Source organism: Pseudomonas taiwanensis (assembly GCF_013393345.1).
Lineage (GTDB): Bacteria > Pseudomonadota > Gammaproteobacteria > Pseudomonadales > Pseudomonadaceae > Metapseudomonas > Metapseudomonas resinovorans_C.
Map to the genome: position 1 here is coordinate 1 of NZ_QJRF01000048.1, position 12,664 is coordinate 12,664.

Consider the following 12,664-nt stretch of genomic DNA (forward strand, 5'->3'; position numbering starts at 1 on the left):
CCGGTGATTACCGGCCGGACCTACAACGCCCACCAGCGACCGCCGTACGAGCTGCCGGCGCACAAGACGCGGATGTCTCTCAAGAGCCAGACCCACAAGGGCAGCGGCTTCAACGAATTGCGCTACGAGGACGAGGCTGGGCAGGAAGAAATCTTCATCCATGCCCAGAAGGACCAGAACAACGTCGTCAACCACGACGAGACCACCCAGGTCGGCCACGACCGCAGTGAACGCGTGGAGAACGATGAAACCGTCTCCATCGGCCACGACCGCAAGGAGGACGTCGGCAACGACGAGACCATCTCCATCGGCCGGCACCGCAAGGAAGACGTGGGCAAGAACGAGACCGTCGCCATCGGCCGCAACCGCCGCGTCACCATCGGCGGGCACAAGACCGAGACCATCACCAAGACCAAGGCCGAATCCATCGGCATGGCCAAGTTCCTCACCATCGGCGCGGCCTACCAGACCAGCGTCGGCGCTGCGATGAACACGTCCGTGGGCCTGAGCCAGTCGGAACAGGTCGGCATCAACAAGTCGATTCTCGTCGGCAAGACCTACAGCACCACCGCAGGCGAGGAGTTCTCCGTCACCGTCGGCAAGTCCAGCCTGGTCATGAAGGCCGACGGCACCGTGCTCATCAACGGCGTGAAGTTCGACTTCTCGGGCAGCGACCACATCCAGCTGTCGAGCAAGGTCATCGATCTCAACTAGCGCAGGGAGCGCTGCCATGGAATTCCGCAACCTCACGCCGTTCGGCGCGCTGAGCTATAGCGCACTGACTCCGGACGGCCAGGAACATCCCGTCATCGCCATGAAGGTCGGTTACCGCCTGGAGCCGATCGCAAGCCAGCCCGGCCAATGCCGCGCCGTGGTCATGGACCAAGCCCCGTTGCCGCTGTGCATGGCCGATACCTACTACGTCGAACCCGGTACCAGCGCCGTGCTCGAAGAAAGCGACCTGGCGCCGTTCAAGCCCTACTGCGATGTCATCGTCGTCGGTCACGCGCATGCGCCTACAGGGCGGCCCGCGGGCAGCTGGGAAGGCGGCCTACGCATCACGGCCACCCGTCCCACGCGCGAATTCCCCGACCCGCCGTTGCCGGCGCGACCGCGAGGTATCCGCCTCACGGCCGACGAACTGCGCGAGCACCAGATACAGGTGCAGGAGGCCCGGCGCCGCACCAGCGAACAGCGCACCCCGCTCCTGCTGCTGGACAAGACCCTGCGCTTCACCGGCCCGCGCAAGTTTCGCCACGGCCTCATCGGCTGGCACCTCACCGAGCCGGAACCCGCCACCCGTGTTCCGCTGCGCTGGGAGCATGCCTTCGGTGGCGCCAGCCAGATACCCAATCCGCGCCATGCCGACGACCCCGAGTCACCGGAGTATCTGCTCAACGAAGTCTGCTTCAGCAACCCGCTGGGCTGCGGATGGTTGGAGTACCGCCACGAAAAGCTGCACTACCAGCAGACCGGCGACATGCTCGTGCGCCTACCTGCGCCGCAGATAGAGCACCTGGGCGAGCCCATCGAGCGTCTGCTGCACGCTCGCCATCCCGCAAGCCCGCTCGATGCCCCAGCCATGGCCGACGTGGCCGCCAGCTACGGCCGCACGCCCGCCGGCTTCGGCGTTGTCGGCCGCGCCTGGGCACCGCGCCTGGCCCTGGCCGGCACCTACGACCAGGCGTGGGAGGACAACCACTGGCCCGGTCTACCGCAGGACTTCGACTTCACCTACTGGAACGGCGCCCCGCGCGACCAGCAGATTGCATACCCGACGCCGGACGCGCGCATCGAGCTGTTCAACCTGGTCGATCCGCTGTGGAGTGTTGACGGGCGCTGCGACATCCAGTTGCCCGGGCACCGCCCCTTCGTGCTCCTGCGCTTGGACAACGGCGTGATGCTGCCGCTGCCCATGCTCACCGACACCCTGCGCATCGACACCGACGCCATGACCCTGGCGATGACCCACCGCATCAGCCTGCCGGGCGCCTTGGACATCCGCGTGCTCGAAGCCCGCTTCGAGACCGACCCGGGTGCACCCCTCCTCCGCCGCGCCCCACGCCACGACGAGGAGCACGCCTGACATGGCCGACAACGTAATGGCGCGCAAGCAGGGCAAATGGACGGTCGTCAGTATCGCCCCCGACGTGTGCAAAACCCCGATGGGCAGCAGCATTCCGCCCGTGCCCTATCCGGTTACTGCCGAACTTCAGACCAGCACCGGCGTGGCCACCAGCGTGCGCGCCAACGGCCACCCAGTGGTCATCTACAAGCGCAGCTATACGCCCCAGACCCTCGGGGACTCGGCCGGTGCTGCCAAGGGCATCAAGAGCGGCACCGTGGAAGGCAAATGCCACCCACTGGAACACACCAACAGCGTGCTCGCCGAGGGGTGCTACCTGATCCGCCATGGCGATCAGTTCTGGATGAATGGGGTGTAGGTCGTGGCAAAAACCCTCATCGTCAGCAAAAGCATGACACCCGTTGGCAATGGCAGAACCCTTGGCACCTACCGCACAGCCGGCGGAGTGACAGTACAGAACTACCAGGACAACAGCGTCACCACCCAGGTTGAGTTGAGCTACGCGGAATACGCAGATTTCCGTACGAAATTCGCCGAAAAATTCGGCGTGAAATTGCCGAACTACCTCGAGCCCGAACTCGGCAAGGGCGCCGTCGGCGCCACCAACCCCAATGGCAACACGGTGGGGAGGGTCGTTGGCGAAGTCGTGGCCGCCAAAGGCGGTGCCGGCGGCTCCAACCCTCCGGTGGCCGTAGAGGGTGTTCTGGGCGATAAGCTACTGGACGGTCTGCAGACGGGACTGGATGTCGTTGGCCTGATACCCGGGGTTGGCGAATTCGCCGACCTCGCCAACGCCGGCGTTAGCCTGGCCCGCGGCGACTATGCGGGCGCAGCCCTGTCCTTGGCCTCGGCCATTCCCTTCGCGGGCTGGCTGGGCACGGCAGGGAAAGTCGGACGGCGTGGCGCGAAGGCGGCCGCCGAAGGCACGGCCAACACTACCAAGGAAGGGGAGAAGCTTGCGGCCGTCCCCAAGAGTAAATCCGGTGGTAAGGGGCGAGGAAAACGCAAGAAGGACCCATGCAAGCCCTTGCAGAACGGTGTTCCTGGAAATAATTACAGGGGGGGCAGGCACGGAAATATAAAAAAAGGTGGGTATTCCTATCAGCCACGCAGAGAATCACATCATATGCCCGCGGACGCCGCTTATACGAAAGTAAATGGAAAGTCAGTAAGTTCAGAATCAAAGCCATCTATACAAATGGATAAGGGTGATCATGAGCGAAGTGCAAGCTGGGGTAGCTCATCTGAAGCGGACAAATATAGGAAGCAGCAGGAGAAACTGATGAAGGGAGGAAAGGCCGGATACTATGCTGCACTAATGATGGATATAACTGATGTACGATCAAAATTCGGTGACAAGTACGATGAGGCAATAGCACAAATGTTAGCCTGGGCTAAAGGGGTATATCTGATGACTGACAAGGGCGTTTGGCTTGCTGAGATGGCGACAATCCTAAATTCACCTCGAAATAAGGGGAGCGCCAAGGCATTTCATGACTTAGTCTACGATGCTCCATTGGGCGAAGGTTCCGATGTAGTCGAAGCATTGATGAGAAGCTTCTTGACTCCTTTCGATTCATCCGTCATGCAAGCATGTATAACGGTACTTTCTGGCGTAAGTTTTAGTGACTATATTGATGCTTATCTCAAGATATTTCCAACACTAATAAGGCAGGATCCAGATTCGGCGCTAAGTTTGCTCGACTACCCAGGCTACGAAATGAGTGAAAGTCAGATTTCAAAGATAAAAAATCGAATAAGGGAAATCGACCCATCTGGCGCCCTTAAAAAAGAACTGGACTATCAAATCAGCAGTTTCAACCTTAAAGACGACTACCCTTTTTCTAGCATTTATTATCAAGATTAGATTCAGGAGTAAAAATGGACGAGATTCTTAAAGATTTTCTCATAGAAGGTGAAAAAATATTGCAGGTTCAGCCATTCGACTTCTTCCCTGACCCAAGCGAAGCGGAAGGCAATGATGGAATACTTGCCCTGTATTTTGTCATATGGTCAGCATCTCGCCATATTCTTATGAATGGAGGGGATGTATTGCAGGCAGCACAGGTTTCGAGCGATTTCTCTGGAAAAATGCGTGCAATCAGAGATTTGCTGGGGGAAACATTATTGCCGTCTATCTATACAGAGATAGGAAATAAATTTACTCAACAATATTATCGCCCGGGTGGGAAGCACTTCTATCTTGCAGACTTTGCAGCGACCTTTCCAGATTGTGAGAGGTTTGAGGATGTCCCCGACAGCGAAGTCAACTACAAGGTGATCGTATCGATATTAGATGAGCGCTTTAACGAATGGAAAAGTAGCCTTTGACGCATGCGATTCCGGCGGGAGCGAGGTAGTTCATGCGTTTGGTGGAGAGGCCCTGTGAAGCGAATCCAGGTGGACGCATGCCCATCTATCATCCGTGGAAAGGAATGCTCTAGGCGACCAAGATGTACTTCGACAAAGCGCGCTCCCGATGGCCGCCCCTCATTCGCTGGCATCAACATGTGCAGTGACCACCTCGGGAATTCAATGGCTTGGAGAGGCCCGTTGCCTTTCGGCCTGAGCTTCGACGATCCCCCTCCATCTTCGAAGCGCCTCTTGCCTGTAACGCTGATCACTTGGACGACAACAAGACTTTCAGAGTCGCTCGCTGGTTCTTCCCTGATTTTTGACATGGGTGAACTTCGACAACCTGGACAACTTCATCGAGTCGGTTCGTATACTTCGCGCCGGGCACAGAGATGATCTGATCGACTGAATTTAAGTCCGGAAGATATGCCTGAAAAAAAGTATAATTAACTTGCAATTCAGAACGATTCGCAGATGGTGAAAGAAGGCTGGAACGTGGGGAGAATATTGGAGAAGGGGAGCGCTCGGACATACTTGAATGTCCTGACAAATGCGAGCATTGACTACAACATTGGCCCACAGATACCGCATTGAGAAGGTGGCAATGAAAATTGACAAGGCCGAAGCGAGAGAAGACTTTGATGAATTCCTGATGGCCATGGACGACCAACTTGAGTGGTTGGAAGGCGAGGCTTCGAAGAGAGGGGTTCTGCTAGACAAATCTTCGGATATACCCGAAGAAATCGAGAGGCTTTTTGATCTAATGTCGGAAAACATGAGCGAGGACGACGTTTCGCGCTTGCTCGTAGTATTTGGCCGATATCTAGGAGAGTACGTACGCATTAATCATGGAGGAAAGTGGGTCCTTCCGCTCGAAGACGAGAAGAATATAAATTTCAATATCCCAGTCATTACAGGGCATTCGAAGGTGCAAGGACTTGAGTTCGCCCCAATAAGGGTAATGCGAGCCTATTCTCTTCGTCGGAATGCAGGTGTAATACGCAAGGCAATAGAAAACCACATTTCCCCTCAAATATTGGACCTAAGTGAAGAGTTGGCGCGAGAGAATGCTGCTAAAGGAGAATAGTTTAGGAGTGTGCTGGTGAAATTTGAGAGGCTAGGCGCGGCTAGTCGAATTGGAACTCCAAGTCCGTACTACCGCCTGGGGTAAGCTGCCTGGAGGCAAAAGGCCGCCTGCGCATCACCGTCACCCGCCCTAGGCGAGAACTCCCCGACCCGCCCATTCAACCGGTGCAAAGCTGGGCGAAACCTATCTCCCACCGTTGAAGCAATAAAACATGAAAAAGCCACTTACAGAACAGCAACTCAGCTCACTGAAAGAACATTCCAAAGAAGGGCGAGCCTACTGGCAGTCTGGAAAAATAGCGTTAGCTGAAGAACAACTCCTACTAGCGTGGTCTATCATCCCTGAGCCAAAGAAAGAATACGATTACGCCCAGTCTCTGTCTCGAGGCCTAGTCATCTTCTATAGAGATGTCAAAAATTACGAAAAAGCAAAGTCATGGATTCCGGTAATGGCAGACATGTATGGCGCAGCATCCGACCCATCCGTGCAGCTCCTTGCCGGAACAGTGCATTTCGATGCGGAGGAATTCGAGCTCGCATATGCGCTATTCAAGAGTCTGTACGACAGCTTCGGAAAACGCCCTTTCCAAGGTGAAGAAAAGAAATATCTGGAATTCTTGAAAGCAAGATTGAAGGAGAAATAGAGTGGAGCTTCCACCAAAAATATACGACGAGGTTGACGCCCTTTCCACGAAAGGCAACGACCTGATGGACGACGAGCACTTTGATGCCGCCATTGAGCAATGGACGCAGGCGCTTGACCTACTACTTGAGCCCAAGGTGGCCTGGGAGGCCTACATGTGGCTGTCTGCTTCCATTGGTGACGCCCAGTATCAGAAGATGAACTACGAGCTTGCATGCAACAGCTTTTTGGATGCACTGAATGCGCCCGGCGGAGTTGAGAATCCGTTCGTGCATTTCCGTCTTGGACAGTGCCAGCTGATATTAGGAAATGAAACCCTCGGAGTTGAGTCCTTACTGAAGGCCTATATGCTGGATGGCGAGGACATCTTCATGGCGGAAGACGACGGCGTGACCTTCCTGAAGACTCTCCAAGACAGAAAGCTCATCGATTGAGCATGCGCCGCCTAGTCCCTCCGCACCTTCTGCCGTAGCCAATTCGAGTCGACACATTGATTTGAGTGTTATGGATCAATTGGCGGCGCTCAAAATTGAAAGTGCTGACGCAGCCAGAAATTCATTACTACTTCAGACCATACTTAAAAAGGGGACGGATTTATTTTAGTTACTCTAAATACACCTTGCTCGCCATTCTCCATACGCACAAGGAAAACTTGTATATAAATTAATTCTTCCGCTCTCCTTATTACCTAACCGAACTCTTTACCACGACACCAATAAGACTTAAAGCACCCCCACCACGCAAGAAAACTCATAAAAAAGCCAATTGAATATATTTTACCAGCCATCACTGGAATCAAAATATTGGGAAGAACACATATCGGAAGCAAGACCAGCTCAGGCCAAAACTCGAAACCAAATATCGTAGTAATCGCCGCATAGACAGCTACAGTCCCCATCACCAATCCATACACCAGAGAAACCGCTGCACAAATGTAGTGAGGCCTAACTTTTTTTGGAGAGCGAAGAGAAAATTAAAAATGAGAAACCAATGCACTGAACATTGCAGAAAAATAGAAAATTAGTGTAAATATTTCTACCGAAAACGGTGAACTACCAACACTTTGAACACCTCGTTTTATCTCTGAGTTATCAACCAAACTCAGCAAAACAAAGGCCAGCGCCGAATTACCCAAAAAATAACCAAAGCTATCCCTGAGCAAGTCAACTTCGCTGGACGCCACATCAATTACACCAGCCGGCCTATATAGCATTTTCACTGACACACTAAGGGCATTGAAGTAGCTTCCACAAACAACCTAGCCATATCAGCAAGCATACATATGCCTCCTCAGCTTGCGTTTCAATTGCAGCCCACTTGTTTAGCAAAAGAGACCAGCACGGCCCTGGCGCTGCTAAGGACTACATCCGTGCTAGCCAACGCTCGTCGGATTGAGCACTTGCAGCTTGAACGGGAACTAGCCGCGACTGTTTACCATTTAGCAGCCTAGTCAGACCACCCGGTAAACATGGCGCCGAAGAGGTACGCCGGTACTTCATTCGTTGTAACGCTAATGAGCCAAACAACCGCCATAGGCATCAGACCCCGACACTTTGGCGGCGTCGAAAAAGTGTCGAAATCACAGACCATCAATGGTCGACACTTACCAGATAGGAAGATTAGAAAGCCCCTAATTGACCCTCTAAAGATCAGCAACGAGCAACGCTTGAAACAGGTTCAATTCCCTTCGCCCGCTCCAACTTCCTCAGATCAAGGCTCGCTCACTGGGCTTTTTTCGTTTCTGGGCTGCTGAAGCTGAACAAAACCCGCGTTACCTCTTATGCGCACGTCTCTGGCACAGCCGATTTCGGTACGGTCCCCAGACGAGGAATAGAGGACAGAAAGAATCTGTCCCCCTCCTATCTCCTTCCGCTACACGACTCACTCCCCCACAGAAAGTTGAGCGCCTTGTGCGAGCTCCGCCACGGGGATATGGCAGCGAATGAAGCCAGACTGCGTCATCTGGGGGATTGGGCGGCGCTCCGCGCAGATCGTGCCTACTTGTCGAGGACAGCGGCCCGCCAGCGGACAACCTTTGCCCGGAATGGGCTGTGAGTTGGGCATTGCCGCGGGTCGTGGGACGTAGTGATCCTTGCGCAGGCCCGGGGTCGCGTGCAGGAGCATTTCCGTATACGGGTGCAATGGCGAGGAGCCGAGCGCATCCGTGTCCACCATCTGCATCAGCTCGCCGCGATAGAGCACCGCGACTCTGTCGGCCAGTTGCCGCACGACCGCGAGGTCATGGGAGATGAACAGCATGGCGACGGAATGCAGTTCCTTCAGCGACTGGAGCAACTCGACGATCTTCGCTTGCACGGATACATCGAGCGCCGAGAGGATTTCGTCGCAGATCAGCAGCTTGGGATTCACCAGCAAGGCACGCGCAATAGCGATCCGCTGGCGCTGCCCGCCGGACAGCTGTTCAGGGAATCGATCCAGATAGTCAGCGTGCATACCCACGTTTTCCAGCGCGGCCACCAGCGTCTCAGGGGTGAACTCGATCCCGAAATGTTTCAGCGGCCGCTCGAGAATGGCGCGGACGCTTCGGCGCGGATTCAGCGAGGCATCCGGGTTCTGGAAGATGTACTGCATCTCGCGCAATTGCTGGACCGTTCGGCCGGCAAGCGTGGGTGACAACGGACGGCCATCCAGATTGATGGTGCCCGACGCGGGGGCGAGCCGACCGCTGATGGCGCGGGCAATCGTAGATTTTCCGCTTCCCGATTCCCCAACCAGCGCCACGACCTCACCGGCTCGCAGTTCAAGGTCGATATCGCGCACGATGGGAACTGGCACGTTGCCAAACATCCCGGCGAGCCAGCCCGTTCGCGAGTAGGAAAGCGAAAGTTTGTCCAACGACAACAAGGCTTCCGATTCCTGTTTCGAGCGGATGGCCACCACATTCGACGAGATCGGAAGCTGTTTGACCGCAACGTCGGACCAGTGCATGCAGGCCACGGATTGCGCATCACCAACGGCCACCAGGGACTGCGGAATTGAGCGACAGGTCGCCGTTGCGTGGTCGCAGCGCGGTTCGAACTTGCAACCCGATGAAATCTGATCGCGCCGCAGGACCCCGCGTAGACCGCGAGCACCGTTATGGCCGGGCAGCGTCGACGGGATCGAGGCGATCAGTCCGCTGGAGTAAGGGTGAGCGGGATGCGACAGCAAGGTGCCGCAACGCGCGACTTCCACAAGCTTGCCGGCATACATGACACCTACGCGGTCCGCGATCTGTGCAAGCAAGGCAAGGTCGTGGGTGACATACAGCATCGCCATGCCAATGCGGCTTCTCAGATCCGACAGCAACTGGATGATCTGACGCTGGGTGGTGACATCGAGGCCCGTGGTCGGTTCGTCGAGCACCAGCAGGTCCGGGTTGCAGGCAACCGCCATGGCAATGGTGACGCGTTGCTGCTGTCCCCCTGACAGTTCATGGGGATAGCGCCGGCTGACATCGGGCAGCCCGACCAGGGCGAACAGCTCCCTGATGCGGTCAACCATCGATATCCCGTTGGGCAGCGCGCGGTGGGTGAGGATCATCTCGCGAATCTGCTGCCCTACCCGCATACCGGGGCTCAGGGCAGTGGTCGGATTTTGCGGTATCAGCGCGATGCGGTTGCCGCGCATGCCTGCAAGTGCCTTGGCGTCGAGCGTAAGCAGATCCTGGCCCTCGAATAGAACCTGGCCGGTCTGCACGCGACTGTTCGGGGAACCATATCCGAGCAGACGATAGGCAACGGTGGACTTGCCGCAGCCCGACTCTCCGACGAGACCGAAAGTCTCTCCCCGGGCGATCTCGAACGAAACCTCTTCAACCACATCGGTCCATCCGGTTTGTCCGCCATAGGCGATGCCAAGGTTCCGAATCTCGATAAGCGTTGTCATTGTTCTAATACCTCAATCGTTACTCACGAACCGACGACGGACCGCTGGCCCAGCATTCTCGATAACCCATCGGTAAAGAGATTGAGACCAACGACGAGGGAAGCGAAGCCCAGACCAGGCCCGAACACGGTGACCGGCGAGGCGATGAGCAAGCCTCGGTTCTCGCTGATCATCAGGCCCCATTCAGGTGTCGGCGGGCGGATGCCGAAGCCCAGGAAGCCGAGTGCGCCGATGAGGATGGGGGCGTAACTGACGCGCAGCGAGAACTCCACCAGCAGTACGTTGGCCGTGTTGGGGAGAATTTCCCGGAGGACGATGGACCAGGTGCCTTCGCCCCGCAGCTGGGCAACCGCGACAAATTCGCGTGTGGCAACGTCCATGGCCGCCGCCCGTGCGATCCGGGCGATTCGCGGCGTGTAGACCAGCCCGACCACCAGCACGATCAGGACAGGTTCACCGGCCAGGGCAGGCCCCGCCGCGATGATCGTCACCAACGCCAATGCCAGGAATGGAACGCTGATGGTGGCTTCCACCAGGCGCTGCACGATCTCGTCGAACCAGCCGCCCACATAACCGGACACGAGCCCGAGCGCCGCGCCGGCGATCATGCCCAGGAGGGTGCCCGCCAACGACAGCGTCAGCACAATGTGCGCGCCATACATGAAGCGGCTGAGGACATCGCGGCCGATCTGGTCGACGCCCATGGGGTGCAGCCACGACATGCCGGAAAGCGGGATGCCGGTGGCCATCTGCGCGTAGCCATAGGGAGTCCAGACCATACCGATGAGGGCGAACAGAACATGGGCGGCGAGGATGATCGACCCCACCTTGAACGCGCCCGGCATCGCCCGCCATTTTCCGACGCAGCTGGAAATTGTGCCCATGTGCAGCCCAGGCATGGCTTTGGTGAGGTTCATCGATCAGTCCTCAGGCGCGGTTGAAGGAGGATGGCGCAGATGTCGGCCAGGAGATTGGCGGCGATGTACACGGCCGCACTGATCATCACGGTGGCCTTGATCAACGGAAGGTCACGCAGCTGCAGGGCATCGATCAGCAATGTGCCGAATCCGGGGTAGGAAAAAACCCGTTCGACAATCACCACACCGCCAATCAGGAAACCGAGGTTGAGCGCCGTGACGTTCAGCGCGGGGACGATCGCGTTCGGCATGGCATGCCGCCAGAGCACGGCGAGGGGACGCAGCCCTTTCAGCTCGGCGAGGCGCACGTAGTCCGAGCGAAGCACCTCGATGAGGCTGTCGCGCAGGATGCGGATGGCATACACCGCCATGATGATGGCGAGCGTTACCGCCGGCAGGATCATGGCGCGGAGGTTGTCCAGCCAGCTGCCCGCGTCGGAAACCGTCGCCAGCGCAGGCAACACCGGAATAGCCACCGCGAAGACGAACAGCAGAATCGTCGCCAGCAGAAAGTCCGGTAGCGACAGCAGGAGCAGCGTCACGACCGAAATGGCATTGTCGAGCAGGCTGCCCCGACGCGTGGCCTGAATGACCGCAGGCACGATTGCCAGGACCAGGTACAGGGCGAATGCCAGCAACGACAACTGCAACGTGTTGATGATGCGCGGGCCGAGCACGTCCGCAATGGGCCGTCCGGTCGCGAGTGACACCCCGAGGTCGCCATGCAGCAGGTCACCGAGCCAGTGCAGATACCGGCTGAAGGCGGGTTCGCCCAGGTGCAACTGATCCCGCAGAACTTCCAGCGCCTTCGCCGTGGCGTCACGTCCGAGGATGCGGGTCGCCACGTCGCCGGGCAGGGCTTCGAGAATCAGGAAAATCAGTAGTGAGACGAGCAGCAGCGTGACGGCCGACAACGCGACTCTACTGACGACAAGCCGGAGAATCATCATTTCGAGTTGGGTCCCGAGGTTGCCGAGGAGAGGTCAGACGCCATGGGATCGGGAACGAACGCGGCGTCGGTTTCGAGGTCGCCTTGCCAGACGTACAAGAGCACCAGAGGTCTGTCTCCTGAAAGTGTGGCATGGGGAATCCACGACGGATGGTGGATGATTTCGCCATCCGCGCGAGGTGACCAAGGGCCCTTCCCTACCCGCCAGGACGACGGCCCGGTGACTGTGTAATAGACCTCGTCAGCCGGATGGCTATGCAGCGGATAGTGCGTGTCGGGGCCGAGCAGCATGAGCCCGAAGGAGATGTCGGAATCCTTCATCAATGCCGGTGGTCCGCTGTCGGGCCCGCAGATGACGCCATAGCCGTAGTTGTTTCCGAAATCTGCGCTAGGCGGATTGGCCAGGTACGACTTGCTGCGGGTGAGGTGGATCGCCGGCATCAGCTCCGAGAGCGACCTGGCCAGGGGGCATTGCGCGGCATAGGCGTGCAACTCGGCTTCGCAGCTCGCCTGCACCGGTACCCGCCCTTCGGGCACCTGCTGGATCGCCGAAAGGTCCTTGCGCAGGGTGCGCAGGCGTTTCGCATGTGCCTTGGCCACTGGATTCTCATCGCGGTCCAGGACGTCGGCGAAGCATTGGAGAAATCTGGAAAGATGGGTGAGCGTCATTCGCACAGCCTCCTCCCCGGAGCCATACGGCTCCGCGGATTGGGTTCGATTAGGGAGAGTGGAGCGGGTGA

Annotated in this window: 12 protein-coding genes; 8 read left to right on the top strand and 4 right to left on the bottom strand. The window is 57.4% G+C overall.

Annotated elements, in window-relative coordinates:
- The 8 genes from DM872_RS09610 to DM872_RS09645 form a co-directional block, all read left to right on the top strand.
- Positions 1 to 714: bacteriophage T4 gp5 trimerisation domain-containing protein (locus DM872_RS09610; protein WP_444860447.1), on the top strand; the 714-nt coding region annotated here is incomplete at its 5' end.
- A gap of 16 nt (positions 715 to 730) precedes the next feature.
- Positions 731 to 2,086, top strand: coding sequence for a DUF2169 family type VI secretion system accessory protein (locus tag DM872_RS09615; protein ID WP_179059270.1), 1,356 nt, complete (start codon positions 731 to 733; stop codon positions 2,084 to 2,086).
- Between the two features lies 1 nt (position 2,087).
- The gene (locus DM872_RS09620) at positions 2,088 to 2,444 is read left to right on the top strand and encodes a DUF4150 domain-containing protein (RefSeq protein ID WP_179059271.1); all 357 of its coding nucleotides are present in this window, start codon (positions 2,088 to 2,090) and stop codon (positions 2,442 to 2,444) included.
- Between the two features lie 3 nt (positions 2,445 to 2,447).
- Positions 2,448 to 3,953, top strand: coding sequence for a hypothetical protein (locus DM872_RS09625; protein WP_179059269.1), 1,506 nt, complete (start codon positions 2,448 to 2,450; stop codon positions 3,951 to 3,953).
- Between the two features lie 14 nt (positions 3,954 to 3,967).
- Positions 3,968 to 4,417, top strand: coding sequence for a hypothetical protein (locus DM872_RS09630; RefSeq protein WP_179059272.1), 450 nt, complete (start codon positions 3,968 to 3,970; stop codon positions 4,415 to 4,417).
- Positions 4,418 to 5,045: 628 nt separating this feature from the next.
- Positions 5,046 to 5,528, top strand: a complete 483-nt coding sequence (locus DM872_RS09635) for a hypothetical protein (RefSeq protein ID WP_179059273.1) — start codon at positions 5,046 to 5,048, stop codon at positions 5,526 to 5,528.
- A gap of 211 nt (positions 5,529 to 5,739) precedes the next feature.
- Positions 5,740 to 6,171 carry a hypothetical protein gene (locus DM872_RS09640; protein WP_179059274.1) on the top strand — a complete coding sequence of 144 codons (432 nt, stop codon included), beginning with the start codon at positions 5,740 to 5,742 and terminating at the stop codon, positions 6,169 to 6,171.
- 1 nt (position 6,172) lies between these two features.
- The gene (locus DM872_RS09645; protein WP_179059275.1) at positions 6,173 to 6,604 is read left to right on the top strand and encodes a tetratricopeptide repeat protein; all 432 of its coding nucleotides are present in this window, start codon (positions 6,173 to 6,175) and stop codon (positions 6,602 to 6,604) included.
- 1,447 nt (positions 6,605 to 8,051) lie between these two features.
- Here DM872_RS09645 and DM872_RS09650 read toward each other — a convergent pair.
- Genes DM872_RS09650 through DM872_RS09665 form a run of 4 tightly spaced genes read right to left on the bottom strand, consistent with a single transcriptional unit; the run spans position 8,052 to position 12,593 of the window.
- Positions 8,052 to 10,058: a dipeptide ABC transporter ATP-binding protein gene (locus DM872_RS09650; RefSeq protein WP_179059276.1), complete on the bottom strand. Its 2,007-nt coding sequence runs from the start codon at positions 10,056 to 10,058 to the stop codon at positions 8,052 to 8,054.
- A gap of 23 nt (positions 10,059 to 10,081) precedes the next feature.
- Entirely contained in the window at positions 10,082 to 10,975 is an 894-nt protein-coding gene (locus DM872_RS09655; protein WP_218649194.1) for an ABC transporter permease, read from the bottom strand.
- Positions 10,972 to 11,925, bottom strand: a complete 954-nt coding sequence (locus tag DM872_RS09660) for an ABC transporter permease (RefSeq protein ID WP_179059277.1) — start codon at positions 11,923 to 11,925, stop codon at positions 10,972 to 10,974. Before DM872_RS09660 ends, DM872_RS09655 begins: the two co-directional genes overlap by 4 nt.
- A complete protein-coding gene (locus DM872_RS09665; RefSeq protein WP_179059278.1) occupies positions 11,922 to 12,593 on the bottom strand; it encodes a dimethylsulfonioproprionate lyase family protein in 672 nt (223 codons plus the stop codon). Before DM872_RS09665 ends, DM872_RS09660 begins: the two co-directional genes overlap by 4 nt.
- Positions 12,594 to 12,664 lie beyond the last annotated feature (71 nt).